This window comes from Bradyrhizobium sp. sGM-13 (assembly GCF_018398875.1).
GTDB lineage: Bacteria > Pseudomonadota > Alphaproteobacteria > Rhizobiales > Xanthobacteraceae > Bradyrhizobium.
This window is the reverse complement of the sequence record NZ_JAGWDK010000019.1, coordinates 44,082-57,581: the sequence shown is the minus strand read 5'-3', so window position 1 is coordinate 57,581 and position 13,500 is coordinate 44,082. Positions and strand designations below refer to the sequence as shown.

12 protein-coding genes are annotated in these 13,500 nt (G+C 63.6%); 3 read left to right on the top strand and 9 right to left on the bottom strand.

Annotation, left to right across the window (positions count from 1 at the left end; genetic code table 11):
* Nucleotides 1–146: 146 nt before the first annotated feature.
* Nucleotides 147–878 (bottom strand): gamma-glutamylcyclotransferase, encoded by a 732-nt coding sequence (locus KJQ96_RS25855; RefSeq protein WP_213289227.1) that lies wholly within the window; start codon nucleotides 876–878, stop codon nucleotides 147–149.
* A gap of 203 nt (nucleotides 879–1,081) precedes the next feature.
* Here KJQ96_RS25855 and KJQ96_RS25850 point away from each other — a divergent pair, with 203 nt between their 5' ends.
* Nucleotides 1,082–2,674: a gamma-glutamyltransferase family protein gene (locus KJQ96_RS25850; protein ID WP_213289226.1), complete on the top strand. Its 1,593-nt coding sequence runs from the start codon at nucleotides 1,082–1,084 to the stop codon at nucleotides 2,672–2,674.
* Between the two features lie 136 nt (nucleotides 2,675–2,810).
* On the opposite strand, the gene KJQ96_RS25845 is transcribed toward KJQ96_RS25850, so the two are convergent.
* The 8 genes from KJQ96_RS25845 to KJQ96_RS25810 form a co-directional block, all read right to left on the bottom strand.
* Nucleotides 2,811–4,043: a DUF1236 domain-containing protein gene (locus KJQ96_RS25845; RefSeq protein WP_213289225.1), complete on the bottom strand. Its 1,233-nt coding sequence runs from the start codon at nucleotides 4,041–4,043 to the stop codon at nucleotides 2,811–2,813.
* A gap of 141 nt (nucleotides 4,044–4,184) precedes the next feature.
* On the bottom strand, nucleotides 4,185–5,228 hold the full coding sequence (locus KJQ96_RS25840; RefSeq protein ID WP_213289224.1) for a methyltransferase: 1,044 nt from the start codon (nucleotides 5,226–5,228) through the stop codon (nucleotides 4,185–4,187).
* Nucleotides 5,229–5,269: 41 nt separating this feature from the next.
* On the bottom strand, nucleotides 5,270–6,235 hold the full coding sequence (locus KJQ96_RS25835) for a tripartite tricarboxylate transporter substrate binding protein (RefSeq protein ID WP_213289223.1): 966 nt from the start codon (nucleotides 6,233–6,235) through the stop codon (nucleotides 5,270–5,272).
* Nucleotides 6,225–6,794 carry a MarR family winged helix-turn-helix transcriptional regulator gene (locus tag KJQ96_RS25830; RefSeq protein WP_213289222.1) on the bottom strand — a complete coding sequence of 190 codons (570 nt, stop codon included), beginning with the start codon at nucleotides 6,792–6,794 and terminating at the stop codon, nucleotides 6,225–6,227. Before KJQ96_RS25830 ends, KJQ96_RS25835 begins: the two co-directional genes overlap by 11 nt.
* A 91-nt stretch (nucleotides 6,795–6,885) precedes the next feature.
* Nucleotides 6,886–8,178: an FAD-binding oxidoreductase gene (locus tag KJQ96_RS25825; protein WP_213289221.1), complete on the bottom strand. Its 1,293-nt coding sequence runs from the start codon at nucleotides 8,176–8,178 to the stop codon at nucleotides 6,886–6,888.
* Between the two features lie 10 nt (nucleotides 8,179–8,188).
* A complete protein-coding gene (locus KJQ96_RS25820) occupies nucleotides 8,189–8,920 on the bottom strand; it encodes an amino acid ABC transporter ATP-binding protein (RefSeq protein WP_213289220.1) in 732 nt (243 codons plus the stop codon).
* Nucleotides 8,917–9,570 (bottom strand): amino acid ABC transporter permease, encoded by a 654-nt coding sequence (locus KJQ96_RS25815; protein ID WP_213289219.1) that lies wholly within the window; start codon nucleotides 9,568–9,570, stop codon nucleotides 8,917–8,919. Before KJQ96_RS25815 ends, KJQ96_RS25820 begins: the two co-directional genes overlap by 4 nt.
* Entirely contained in the window at nucleotides 9,570–10,337 is a 768-nt protein-coding gene (locus tag KJQ96_RS25810) for an ABC transporter substrate-binding protein (RefSeq protein ID WP_213289218.1), read from the bottom strand. Before KJQ96_RS25810 ends, KJQ96_RS25815 begins: the two co-directional genes overlap by 1 nt.
* Before the next feature lie 162 nt (nucleotides 10,338–10,499).
* On the opposite strand from KJQ96_RS25810, the gene KJQ96_RS25805 reads away from it, so the two are divergent.
* Complete coding sequence (locus KJQ96_RS25805) at nucleotides 10,500–11,183, top strand: cupin domain-containing protein (RefSeq protein WP_213289217.1); 684 nt, start codon at nucleotides 10,500–10,502, stop codon at nucleotides 11,181–11,183.
* Nucleotides 11,184–11,200: 17 nt separating this feature from the next.
* Nucleotides 11,201–13,498: a molybdopterin-dependent oxidoreductase gene (locus KJQ96_RS25800; RefSeq protein ID WP_249734505.1), complete on the top strand. Its 2,298-nt coding sequence runs from the start codon at nucleotides 11,201–11,203 to the stop codon at nucleotides 13,496–13,498.
* The last annotated feature ends 2 nt before the right edge of the window (nucleotides 13,499–13,500 follow it).

The following is a 13,500-nucleotide window of genomic DNA, read 5'->3' as shown; positions in this document are numbered from 1 at the left end:
TCGTTGTCGATCGTCTCCGCGCGTCGGCTCTTATGATGCCAACTATCCGCGTCCTGCACTTGCGTCAGGATGCCGGATTGTGCGGCAAAATCAGCCTGAAACATTGTTTGAAAATAGACGCGGCAGGCCGCCGTGAGGCGGCCGCCTCAAGCACCGGGAGCTCCGCCGATCTGCGCATGCAGCTGCGCGACATACGGATCCTCGATCTCCAACGCCTGCAACTGCGTCGCCAGTTGCACGAGGTATTCGCGGTTAGTGCCGAGAACGCCCTTCCCGCTCGTGATCATCGCGGCGGTCTCGGCGAGCGGCAGTTCGCCGACATAACTCGGGTCCGAGCGGTTGGAGGTGAAGGCGAGTGCGGTGATTGGTCCCTGCGGCGTCGTCATCGGCATCATCGCCGGCGCATAGCCGCCGCGCAGCATTTCGCGGCGCCACAGGATCGCAGTCTCGGCATGGACGGATTCGGCCGCAATGCGGAACGCCAGCCCGCGGCAACATCCCAATTGCGGCTCGAGCGAGAGCATCAGCGCCGGATAGTCGTGCGATCCCCGGCCTAGATTGATCTTCAGGGTGAAGCGCCGCTGATAATTTTCGACGTCGGCGAGCCGGACTTCGGCGAAGTGAAAGCCGGGGTCCCACATCAGCGAACCGTAGGAGTAGATCCAGAGGTCGTCGCCATCAGGGTGATTGCCGAGCACCGCAAGCCGCGACGCCTCGATCGCTTCGTCCGAGAGCCGCCAGCCTGCCGGCCATCCCGCGGCCCGCGCCCGCTGCTCCCACATCGCAAACATCTGCGGCGTCAGGCGCAGTAGCGATTTTTCCGGGTGCGTTACCCGGGCTCGCAGCTCCGGCAGATGAATGAATGCGTCGGCTGTCAAGTCAGTATGCTCCTTTGTGGATACGGCCATCGTCCGCAATGTGCCATTGTCGGACGCAAGACGCCAACACGAAGACGGACGATGCGAATTGCCAGCATGTTATTCTGTCATGGCTGGCCTGAGATTTTTAGGGTGTAATGACGTCAACGAAATCTTCCGCCCGACCGGCAACCACACACGTTACAGGGATCAAAGGCAATCCGATGCGCGACCAGTTCTCTAATACCCAAGCGATACGCAAGCCGGCCGTCACTTCCAAAGGCGGCATCGTTGCCGCGCAATCAAGCAGGGCGGCACAGGTGGGAGCCGAGGTGCTGGCTGCGGGCGGCGACTGCGTCGATGCCGTGATCGCGACGACATTTGCGCTTGGCGTTCTGGAGCCCTGGATGAGCGGGGTCGGCGGCGGCGGCGCGATGGTGCTCTATCGGGCGCGAGAAAACCGCTATGAGGTGATCGACTACGGCATGCGCGCGCCGCTCAGCCTGCGGGTGGAAGATTATCCGCTGACCGGCGGTGGCGCGGCTTCCGACATCTTTCCCTGGCCGCGGGTAAAGGACGACCGCAACATTCACGGGCCCGGCTCGATCGCCGTGCCCGGCGTCGTCGCCGGCATGGAAGAGGCGCACCACCGTTACGCCAAACTGCCGTGGAAGGAGTTGCTGGCGCCGAGCATTGCACTCGCCGCCGAAGGGCTTGCGGTCGACTGGTGGACGACGGTGATGATTTCGAGCGCGGCAGCAGACTTGCGGCGTTACCCCGCGAGCGCCGCCGCCTATCTCCAGGACGGGCTGCCGCCGAACCCGCAATGGGGCATCAGGTCCAAGGTCCGCATGCCGCAGGATCGGCTCAAGGCCACGATGGCGCAACTCGCCAGCGCCGGCCCGCGCGACTTCTACGAGGGCGATCTGGCGCAAAGCCTCGCCGCCGACATTCAGGCCGCCGGCGGCGCGCTGTCGGCCGAGGATATCAAGCCATTTCGCGGCATTGTGCGCGAGCCGCTGGCGATCCCCTATCGCGGCGGCGAGGTGTTCGCGACGCCCGAACTCACCGCCGGGCCGACGCTGGCGCGCACGCTTCGTCTGCTGCAGGAAAATCTTGAGCCTGCGCGCGGCGGACCGGACGCTGCGGCCTACATCGCCTATGCATCGGCGCTGCAAAAAGCGTATCGCGAACGCCTCAAGGACATGGGCGATGAAGACGGCAGGCGCGCGCTCGGCGCCGAAGCGCTGGCGCCTGCCTGCACCACGCATTTTTCCGCCGTCGATCGCGACGGCAACATGGCCGCGGTAACGCAAACCTTGCTGTCCACCTTCGGCTCCAAATTCGTGACGAACCAGACCGGCATTACCATGAACAACGGCATCATGTGGTTCGACCCGACCCCGGGCACGCCGAATTCGCTGGCGCCGGGCAAGCGGTGCCTTACCAACTACACGCCCGTGCTGGCGCAGGCGGCAGATGGAAGGCGCGTCGCGGTCGGCGCTTCGGGCGGCCGGCGCATTCTGCCGGCGGTAAGCCAGCTTCTGTCCTTCGTGATGGATTACGGCATGGATCTCGATGCCGCAATCCATCAGCCGCGCATCGACGCCAGCGAAGGCGCGATCGTGATCGGCGACGTTCGCCTGCCGCAGGCCGCGCGCGAAGCGCTGGGCTCGCGGTTCGATTACGAGGAGGCGCGTGTCCAGAACCTGCCGATGAAATTCGCCTGCCCCAGCGCGGTGCTGCGCGACGGCGCAACCAACAGCGGCGCCACCGAGCCGTTCCACGCCTGGAGCGAGGCAGTGGCGGAGGAATAGAACCGGACAGGCCGCCGGGAGCGGCGCAGCAATGGCAAAATGCCGCTCAACCGGAAAAGTGCGGCAGGTCGGATGCCGCACTTTGCATTTCTAACCGGCTGACGTGGCGGCCTCTTGCGAGACCGGACACACCCGCTTACCGCGCCTGTGGCTCGAGCGTGACCGTGCAGTCGCCGCCTTGCATGGCGATCACGATCTGTCCTTCCGAGGCGCCCAGTGCAATCGGATTCGTCGATCCCCCGCCGCCCGGCGCACGAACGGTGACGCTGAGCGAATCCTGCGGTGCAGTCGAACCAACCGTCGTGGGCGAGACTTCGGTAAGATTGCCCGCGGTATCCCGGCGCATGATACGGCAAGGCGCACCGCCGGCCTGGGCCATCGCGTCGGCCCCACGTCCGCCACCGGCGGTCTCGCCGCCCGCTGCGCGAATGCGCGACGCGTCGCGCGGGATCTGGCTTACGATCCGTTGCGTGCCGGGTTCGACGATCACGATTTCTTCCTCGGTGGTGAAGTAATCATAACCGCGGTACCGCGGCTCGATCGAGACGATCGCCGCCGGCAGCCGCTGCACGCGCACGTGCCGCGGGATTCGCTCGCCTACCCGGATCGAGATGTTGAGATTGCGCTGAGGCGGCGCAAGACGCTCGCGGGTTAGCGTCTCGGAGATACGCACCTGCTTCTCGGTCGAGATCTGCTGGCGGTCTTGTGTCTGGGTGGTCTGGGTCTGTGTCCGTGTGGTTTCAGTCGCGGTGCCCGGCCGGTCGGTCTCCTTGCCCTGCTCAGCCGCATCCTTCGAGGTTCTGTCCCGTTGATCGCGGCTCGGCTCCTTCTGGGTGGTGGTTGTGCCCTCGCGCTCCTTTTGGGACGTCGTTGTTCCGCTCTTGGTCCTCTCGGACTCTGCAGTGCCCTTGGTCCTGTCTTTGGCACTGTCCTTAGCGCTGTCCTTGGCGCTCTCCTTGGCATCGCGGCCGCGGTCGGCCTCCCGCTCGCCCGGGCGGGCACCCTTGGTTTGCTCCGTGGCCCTCTTCGCGTCATCGCCGCGGCCACGTTTGCTGTCTTCGCTCGCAGCCGCGGGACGCTCGGACCCGGGTGCCGCTTTGCTCTTTTCCTCGGTCTGCCGAGGACCGGCTCCTCTTTCCTCACGACCCGCCGGGCCTTGAGCCTTCTGCTCAGCACCCTTCTCCGCGCCCTTGGCGCGTTCCTGCGCTCGCTCGGCGCCGCGTTCTTTCGATGCAGCACCCTTGCCGCGATCGCTCGGCTGCATCTGCTTCGGTTCCTCACTTCTTCCGCCCGGGGCCTGGCCATACGACAGCCCCGGTGCCAGCATCAGGCAGATAATTCCAGTCGATAACAATAGCTGCTTGCGCATCTTGACCTCCTGCAATCGGACCCTGCGCAAGCGAACGTTCCCCGGGCATGGAAGGTTCCATCCAGGGTGAGGTAATGCCGCTGTTGGCTGATCGCGGACTGCCGCGGCCGTCCACCACTACAGCCCCAGCGGGTCCGTCTCTTACCCGCGCTTCGCCTCGATTACGCAGATTTCCGAGCCGGGCATCGGAGTGGTCCGCTCCAGCGTGAGGCCGGCAGTTTCAAGCAATTTCCGATATTCCTGCTCAGTGCGCTCCTGCCCGCCGGGCATCGCTAGCATGTTCATGTCGGCCATGGCTATTCGCTGATGGATCGGCGTTGCCACCATCCTCTCCGGCATGACGCGCTCGATCAGCAGCACCTTGCTGGTCTGATGCATGGCCTTGCGGCAGTTGCTCAGAATCTCCACACTTTGCGCGTCATCCCAGTCGTGGATGACATATTTCAAAATGTAAGCGTCGGCGGCCTCGGGCACCGAGCGGAAAAAATCACCGGCGATAGTTTCACAGCGCGTGGCAACGCCGGCATCGGCGAGGTACTGCGGCGCTTGCGCAATTCCACTGGGCAAATCGAACACCGCACCGCGGGCGCCCGCGTTGGCCGCGAGGATCGCAGCCATCAAGGTGCCGTTGCCGCCGCCGATATCGACCATGTTTTGGAACTGGGAAAAATCGTACGTCGAAACCAGCAGCTCAGTAACCCGCCTGGTATTTTCGGCCATCGCCGCATTGAAGATGACGGCCTCGTCCGGATTGGCGGCCAGATATTCGAAAGTGCCTACGCCGTAGACGCGGCGTGTGCCGGATTCGCCGGTTCTCACGCTGTGAAGGAACTCTCCCCAGGATTTCCAGGCACGCTCGCCGCCGAACATCAAGGCGACGTTTCGCATCGAGCCGGGCACATCCGACCGAAGCTGACTTCCCGCCGCCGTTAACGAGAATTGCCCGGAGTCCAGTTCTTCGACCAGACCGATGCTGGCCAAGGCGCGCAGCAACCGGCGAAGCGGTGCCGGTGCGGTATTGGCTTCGCGTGCCAAAGTGTCTGCCGTCTTTGCCTCAGTCGCAATCAGGTCGGCGATGCCAAGTTCGGCCGCCACATGAACCACGCGCGCCGGCATGTAGCCGGTGATCAGCGGCCACAAAGTGGTCGACGGTGTGGCACCCGAATTGCTTTCTGGTACGGACATCGCTCGACCTCCCCGATTCGCTTCCGGCGATCGCCACACGATCAGCGGGCGGACTTGTCGCTCGACACGATCTTGCGCACCTTGGTGCCCTGCTCTTCAATGGCACTGGCGAAGTCCGCGGGCATCAAGATGCGGACCTCAACGCCAGCCGCCCGCAGCCGCGAACTGACTTTCGAATTTCTGCCCACGGCAGCGACGTCGTCGGCAATCTTATCACGAACCGCAGCCTTCAAATTGCGCCCACCGAAGAAGCCCACGATGCCCTCGAAGGTCAGCTCCGGGAATCCAGCTTCTTCCGCAGTCGGCACATCCAGGACGAGCGGCGAGCGTTGCCGATTGGTGACCATGAGCAATCTTGCTTTGCCGCTTGCGACCGCCGGCAGCATGAAGGACGGCGTCGTCACCAACACTTGAATGCGATTTTCGGCGAGATCCTGCACTGCTGGCGCAAACTCACGATAAGGCACTTGCGTCAGCGCCAATCCGTTCTTCTTTTGCAGCGCCAGAAAGATATATTGCGGCAGCCCCGCGGTGGCAGCCCAGTTAAATCGCTCGGGAGAAGCCCGCGCCGCCGTGATGAACGAATCCATCGTCTGCACCCCGCTCGACGTCGACACCGCAATTCCGAAGAAATTGTCGACCGCGGCCGCGATCGGCACCAGATCGCGAACCGGGTCGTATGGCAGTTTGTCGTGGATCAACGGATTGATCGAGATCGGCCCTGCGAATGAAAACAGCAAGGTATGGTCATCATTGGCATTGACGAAACTTGTGACACCCACAATGCCATCTGCCCCGGGACGATTCTCGACGACTACGGGCTGTCCCCACCGTCGAGAAAGCTCCTCGGCGAAGAGCCGCGCCGCCACATCAGTGCCGCCGCCGGCGGGAAGCGGCAGAATGATCTTGACGGCGCGTTGCGGCCAGGCTTCGGCGATGACCGGCTTCGAAGTGCTGACGGCCATCGCGAACAAGGATGCAAGTATGAGGAACGCTCTACGCGGCATGACCTGACCTCCCTTGAGTCGCCGATGATTTGGGCGCGCTGCGCTTGCGCCGTCCGCCTCCGGGTCGCGCATGGACGCGATTGCCCTCCACCACCCGTACCAGCATGTCCAGAAACAGCTCTTTCTCGTCAGCTCTCAGCGAAGTGAGGATCCGATCGTTAGCTTGGCGAACCTTGGGGCGGTAGCCCCGCCACAGCTTCCTGCCCTCAGGTGTGATGTAGAGTTCGCGGGCCCGGCGATCGGCGTCGTTCACCGCCCGCTTCAAAAGGCCGCGCGCCTCAAGCTTGTCGACGATCAAACTGACGTTGTTGCGGTCGATGCCGAGCGCCTCCGACAGCGATTGCTGGCTGATTCCGGGCACGTCGTCGACGAACACGAGCAAAGCATACTCGAGCTGTACCAGACCTGCCTCTTCCAGGACGGATGTAATCACGCTCTGGCATATTTGCTGGAGCCGGCGAGCCAGCGGCGCCAAGATTCGTCGAATGGGAATCCCGTCGCGTCCGAGAATCAGCGCCGACGAGCTGTCTTGCAAACGACTTTGGTCAGAGGGACGCATGATCTCCTCGATACCATCAAATATTTGATTATCATAATTTTGATCATTTTGGTTGTCAAGTGCCCTGCGTTCGCGCAAGCGTGACGATAGATTACATCCCCAGCCGGTCCCGCACCCGCCCGGCCAGTACGGCCGCGGTGACGCCGAGCGGCCAGAACGCGTGCATCGCCATCGGCTTGATGCCTGAGATCGGCATATCGATCACAGCATCTCTTCCGCCGACGAGACGGCGCGCGAGCTGTGCGCCCATCGCGGTCGAGAGCGCGACGCCGCGGCCGTTGCAGCCGAGCGAGATCAGAAGGTTCTCCGCCGGCTCATGCACATGGGGATAATGATCGGGCGTGATCGCGAGCCGGCTATTCCAGCCGTGCGTCCAGGTCACGCCTTTCAGCCGCGGCCACAGCCGTTCGGCGTAGCGGATGAGATAGGCGACATCGCCAGGCTTGCTGATCCAGCGCATCGGCCCGCGTCCGCCCATCAGCAAACGATTATGCACATCGATCCGGTAATACACCGTGATATGACCGCTCTCGTACAACACCGAGCGCGTCGGCATGATCTCGCGCGCGACCTCCTCGGATAAAGGCGCGGTGGCCGCAATCGATGAAAACACCGGCACGATGGTACGGCGGAGGCCCGGCCACAGATCGTCCGTGAATCCGTTGGTTGCCAGCAGCACTTTTTCGGCGCGCACGATCCCGCGCGGCGTCTCAACGCGCCAATGCGCGCCTTCACGCGACAAGGAGAGCGCCGGCGTCTCGCCATGGACGGCTGCGCCGGCCGCGATCGCGGCGCGCGCCAACCCGCGCGCATAGCTCAGGGGATGCAGGTCGCCACCGCGATGGTCCAGCATGGCGCAGAGATAGCGGTCGGTGCCGGTGATCTCCCGGATTTGCTCGCGATTCAAGAGCGCCACCGGCATGCCGCGCCGGATGCATTGTTTTGCCGTGGCTTCGATACCCCCGGCGCTCGCCTCGTTATAGGCCGCGCGCAGCGTGCCGTTCTGCCTTGCTTCGCACGGAATCTGGTAGCGGCGGATCAGGTCGAACGTGTAGTTGGTGGTGCCATAGGCGAACGCGATCATGTGGCCGCCGAGCTCGGCGCCGAAATCGGCCTCGATCTGATCGGGGTCGTGCTTGAGGCCCGGGTTGACCTGACCGCCATTGTTGCCCGAAGCGCCCCAGCCCGGCTGTTGCGCTTCCAGCACGATCGCATTCACGCCCTGCTCGGCCAGATGCAATGCGGTGGACAGCCCGGTGAAACCGCCGCCGATGATCGCGACCGCAACGTCCTTGTCTCCATCAAGCGGCGGCGTCGGTGCCGGCGTGACCGCCGTATCGGCGTAGAGACTTGGCGGCAGCGGTAGTCGGATGGGCGCATGCATGCTGACAAACTCAGAGCGGATGCAGCACGCGCCGCAAAAAGTCCTGCGTGCGCGCATGCTGCGGTTGATTGAGCACGGACTTCGCCGGCCCCTGCTCGACGATCACGCCGCCGTCGATGAACAGCACGCGGTCGGCGACATCCCCAGCAAATCCCATCTCATGGGTGACGACGACCATGGTCATGCCGTCGTCAGCGAGCTTGCGCATCACCGAGAGCACGTCGCCGACCAGTTCGGGATCGAGCGCCGAAGTCGGCTCGTCGAACAGAATCGCCTTCGGCTGCATCGCAAGTGCGCGGGCAATCGCGACGCGCTGCTGCTGGCCGCCGGAGAGTTGTAGCGGATAGCTGTCCGCCTTCTCAGCAAGCCCCACCTGCGCCAGTAGCGCGCGGCCGCGCTCCAGCGCTTCGGCGCGCGGCTCCTTCTTCACATAGACCGGCCCCTCGATGACGTTTTCGAGCGCGGTACGGTGCGGAAACAAGTTGAAGCGCTGGAACACCATCGAGACTTGCGTCCGGATCGCTACGATCGAGGGCGCGCTGCGATCGACCCGCGCGCCTTCGACACGGATGTCGCCGCGGTCATAGCTCTCCAACCCGTTGATGCAGCGCAGGATGGTGGATTTCCCGGAACCTGAGGGGCCGATAACGCAGACCACCTCGCCCTTCTCGACGGAAGCCGTGATGCCCTTGAGCACCTCGACCTTGCCAAAACTCTTGTGAACGTTGGTGAGTTTGATCATTTATGGCCGGCGCGCTTTTCGAAGTGACGGACCAGCAGAATAAGCGGGATGCTCATGGTGAGATACATCAGCGCTACAAGCGTGAACACGCTGGTATTCTTGAAGGTGGAGGACGCGATCAGCTTGCCCTGTAGCGCGAGTTCGGCCACCGTGATGGTCGAGGCTTGCGACGAATCCTTCAGCATCATGATCATGATGTTACCGTAGGGCGGCAGCACGATCTTGATCGCTTGCGGCAACACCACGCGGCGCATGGTTTGCCACCAGCCCATGCCGATCGCCTGCGCCGCCTCGATCTGCCCCTTGTCGATCGCCTCGATGCCGGCGCGGAAATTCTCCGCCTGGTAGGCCGAATAGGCGATGCCGAGGCCCAAGATCGCCGCCTGCAGCGCCGTCAACGTGAGGCCGAGTTCGGGCATCACGAAATAGAGATAGAACAACAGCACGATGATCGGGATGCCGCGGATCACGTTGATCAGCCCGGCGCTGAACCCTGAGAAAACGCCGATGCCGGATACCCGCATCAAGGCCCAGACCAGGCCGAGCGCGGTCGACAACAACAGCGAGCCGATGGTGACGATGACCGTCAGCGCCACGCCGCTCATCAGGATCGGCAGGAACTCGGTCGCGTCGCGCCAGAACGCCTGCATCAGGCACCCTGCGCCTTGAGGCCCCATTTATCGAGAATCTTTTCGACCGTGCCGTTCGCCTTCAGCTTCGCCAGCGAGGCATTGATCTTGGCGAGCAGCTCGGTATCGCCCTTGCGCACGCCGATGCCGACAGAACCCACGGTCGCCGGCTTGTAACTTTCGACAATGCGCGCGTCGGGGAAGCCGCCTTGCTTCAGGTTATAGGCGAGGATCGGATAATCGGCGAAGCCGGCCTTCAGCCGACCGGCATTCACGTCGCGCAGAATATCGGGAATGGTGTCGTAGGCCTTGACCTCGCTAAACAATCCCGACTTCTTCAGCGCATCGACGAACGCCGTCCCGACCTGCGCGCCCACCACTTCGCCTTTCAGATCGTCCTGCTTGGTGTAGGCCTTCGTATCGCTCTTCGGCACCAGGAGGCCTTCGCCATAGCTGTAAAACGGCTCGGAGAAATCGATCACTTCCTTGCGGGCCGGCGTGACGAACATCGCTGCCGAGATGATGTCGATCTTGTTCGAGGTGAGCGAGGCAATCAGGGTCGAGAACTGCATCGGCTCGATCTGCACCTGGAAGCCGGCGTCCTTGCCGATCTCGGTGATGAGATCGACCATAATGCCCTGAATGCTGTTGGTCTTGGTGTCGAGGAAGGTGAAGGGCACGCCGGTCGGCGTCGAGCCCACCTTCAGCACCTTTTGCGCGGATGCCGGCATTGCGGCTGTGAGAACCAAGGCCGCCACCGCGGCCTGAACGAGACGCTTCAGAGCCATCGCACCACCTCCTGAAACTGCACCCCCGCCCGGGCCCGCCCGCCTTAGACCAAAGAGTTGCGGGCAACGCCGTTCAGGCCTATTTTCACCAATATGAAATTGTGGTCACACTTCTCCGGGGTTTGCAAGCGATTTTCATGCACATGAAGGAAGCGGTCTGACGTGAGCGGCGGCAAGCGAATAAAGAAATCGGCGTTCAAGGCCAAAGCAAGGGCGGCCGGAAAGGCAACCGCCCGGCCGAAGGCGAAGGCCGCCGCCAGGCCGGCCGAGCCGGCGATGGACCTTGCGGTCGGCCGCCGCATCCGCGACCTGCGCCGCGAACACAAGCTCTCGCTGGAGACGATTGCGGCGAAGACCGATCTGTCGATCGGCTTTCTCAGTCAGATCGAGCGCGGGCTGTCGTCGCCTTCGCTCCGCGTGCTGGCGACGCTCGCCGACGTGCTTGGCGTCGGCATCGCCGCGCTGTTCGGCTCGCAGCCGAACGACGCGGCGGCATCTGGCGGCGTGGTGACGCGCGAAATGCAGCGCGCCGAACTCAAACTATGGCGCACCGGCATTTCAAAACAATTGCTGAGCCCGGCGGGTACTGAGAACCGCCTCAATCTGTTTCTCGTGCACATGGAGCCCGGCGGCAACACCGGCGACGAACTCTACACCCATGACGGCGAAGAGGCGGGACTGGTGCTGGAAGGCGAGATGATGCTGACCGTCGACGCCGAGACTTGGTCGCTCAAGCGGGGGGACAGTTTTCGCTTTGCCAGCCGCAGGCCGCACCGCTTCTCAAATCCCGCGAAAGATGCGAAAGCGATCGTGCTGTGGGTGAATTGCGTGACGGTGGCGTCATGAACAGTCTGGAACAACGGATGGATCAAGCCCGAGAGGATTGGAGCCCACACAGCGCGCATTGGGGCGCCTTCGCGGCGCGGTGGAACGGCGCGACGCTGGATATCAAGCCGTACGAGCACGATCCGGCGCCCTCCCCGATGTTGCAGAACTTCACCACGGCGATGCGCCACAAGGCCCGCATCCTGCGGCCGATGGTGCGCAAGGCGTGGCTGGAGCGAAGCGCACCCGCTCCGCGCACCTTCGACCAGAAATTCGTCGCATGCCCCTGGGACGAAGTGCTCGACCTGCTCGCAGGCGAATTGGCGCGGATCCGAACCGAACATGGCGCCGCCGCTGTCTATGGCGGCTCCTATGGCTGGGCCAGCGCCGGACGTTTTCACCATGCGCAGAGCCAGGTTCACCGCTTCCTGAATACCGTGTTCGGCGGCTATGTGCGTTCGGTGAACAGCTATAGCGCCGGTGCCTCAGCCGTGATCCTGCCGCATGTCCTCGGTGGCTTCGAGGGCATATCGCGCCATAACGTGACGTGGGATCAGATCGCCGAGCACACCGATACGGTGCTGGCCTTCGGCGGCATGGCGCTGAAAAATTCGGACGTCGCAAGCGGCGGCATTAGTCGGCACATCGAGCGCGATGCGATGCAAAGGGCCGCGGGCCGCGGCGCCGTCTTCTACGGCATCGCTCCCTTGCGCGACGACATGCCGGAAGCGGCCGGCGCCCGGTGGATGCCGATCAAGGTCGGCACCGACGTCGCACTGATGCTGGCGCTCGCGCACACGCTCCTCGTCGAGAATCTGTGGGACAGCGGCTTTGTCGCGCACTATTGCACCGGCTTCGACATCTTCGAACGCTATCTGCTCGGCCGCGACGACCATACGCCGAAGGACGCGGCATGGGCGGCCGACATTACCGGCATTCCGGCCGGCACCATCGTCGACATCGCCCGCCGGCTGCCGCGCGGACGCACCTTGATCACGGTCTCGCATTCCCTGCAGCGGGCACAATATGGCGAGCAACCGGTGTGGATGGGCGCGGTGCTCGCGGCCATGCTGGGCCAGATCGGCCTGCCCGGCGGCGGATATAATTACGCGCTCGGTGCGCTCGGTCATACCGGCCGCCGTCTCAACGCGGTTCCGATCCCGACGCTGTCGCAAGGCAAGAACGGCGCGGCCGACTTCATCCCGGTCGCGCGTGTCGCCGACATGCTCCTCAATCCGGGACAAACGTTCGAATACAACGGCCGCACGATGCGCTATCCCGACATCAAGCTGGTCTACTGGGCGGGCGGCAACCCTTTCCATCACCACCAGGATATCAATCGGCTACGGCGGGCCTTCAATGTCCCGCAAACCATTGTCGTGCACGAGAGCGCCTGGACGCCGATGGCTAAGTTTGCCGACATCGTGCTGCCGGCGACCATGACGCTGGAGCGCGACGATATCGGCGCCGCCGGCACCGATCCGAGGCTGGTCGCGATGCGCAAAGCCGTGGACCCGATCGGCGAAGCCCGCGACGATTTCGATATTTTTGCCGCGCTGTCGCGGCGATTGGGCGTCGAACAGGCCTTCACGGAAGGACGCGACACCCGGCAATGGTTGGCCCATCTTTACGAGCCGACACGGCGGGCGCTTGCCGATGCCGGTTGGGATGCGCCTGACTTCGACGAATTCTGGCGGCGCGGCGAACTCGCGCTGCCATCGGCCCCCGATGATGGCGGTTTTCTGCGCGCCTTCCGCAACGATCCCGTCAAGAACAAGCTGCCCACGCCAAGCGGCAAGATCGAGATCTATTCGAAAACCATCGCGGGCTTCGATTACGACGATTGCCCGCCCCACCCGGCATGGCTGCCGTCGACCGAACTGCCGGATCAGCGCCACCCGTTGACGCTGATCGCCAACCAGCCGGCGACCCGGCTGCACAGCCAGCTCGACTTCGGTGCGTACAGCCAGTCCAAGAAAATTGCCGGCCGGGAGGCCGTCCGTCTCAACCCCGTTGATGCAACGCGCCGCGGCATCGCTGATGGCGACATCGTCCGCCTGTTCAATGATCGGGGCGCGTGTCTGGCCGCCGCTGCCGTTTCAGACAACGTCATGCCCGGCGTAGTGCAATTGTCCACCGGCGCCTGGTATGATCCGCAAGCCGGCACGGCAGAACATCCGCTCTGCGTTCACGGCAACCCGAACGTGCTCACCCGCGACATCGGCACCTCGCGGCTCGCGCAAGGTTGCTGCGGTCAGGTGACCGTGGTCGAGTGCGAGAAGTATTCGGGCACGCTTCCTCCGATTCGAGCCTTTGATCCTCCCGATCAGGATTGAAG

What these genes read in the sequence shown, in the direction of transcription:
- KJQ96_RS25850 (WP_213289226.1), top strand. Translation starts at nt 1,082, where the DNA reads ATGCGCGACCAGTTCTCTAATACCCAAGCGATACGCAAGCCGGCCGTC.
- KJQ96_RS25845 (WP_213289225.1), bottom strand. Translation starts at nt 4,043, where the DNA reads ATGCGCAAGCAGCTATTGTTATCGACTGGAATTATCTGCCTGATGCTG.
- KJQ96_RS25840 (WP_213289224.1), bottom strand. Translation starts at nt 5,228, where the DNA reads ATGTCCGTACCAGAAAGCAATTCGGGTGCCACACCGTCGACCACTTTG.
- KJQ96_RS25835 (WP_213289223.1), bottom strand. Translation starts at nt 6,235, where the DNA reads ATGCCGCGTAGAGCGTTCCTCATACTTGCATCCTTGTTCGCGATGGCC.
- KJQ96_RS25830 (WP_213289222.1), bottom strand. Translation starts at nt 6,794, where the DNA reads ATGCGTCCCTCTGACCAAAGTCGTTTGCAAGACAGCTCGTCGGCGCTG.
- KJQ96_RS25825 (WP_213289221.1), bottom strand. Translation starts at nt 8,178, where the DNA reads ATGCATGCGCCCATCCGACTACCGCTGCCGCCAAGTCTCTACGCCGAT.
- KJQ96_RS25820 (WP_213289220.1), bottom strand. Translation starts at nt 8,920, where the DNA reads ATGATCAAACTCACCAACGTTCACAAGAGTTTTGGCAAGGTCGAGGTG.
- KJQ96_RS25815 (WP_213289219.1), bottom strand. Translation starts at nt 9,570, where the DNA reads ATGCAGGCGTTCTGGCGCGACGCGACCGAGTTCCTGCCGATCCTGATG.
- KJQ96_RS25810 (WP_213289218.1), bottom strand. Translation starts at nt 10,337, where the DNA reads ATGGCTCTGAAGCGTCTCGTTCAGGCCGCGGTGGCGGCCTTGGTTCTC.
- KJQ96_RS25800 (WP_249734505.1), top strand. Translation starts at nt 11,201, where the DNA reads ATGGATCAAGCCCGAGAGGATTGGAGCCCACACAGCGCGCATTGGGGC.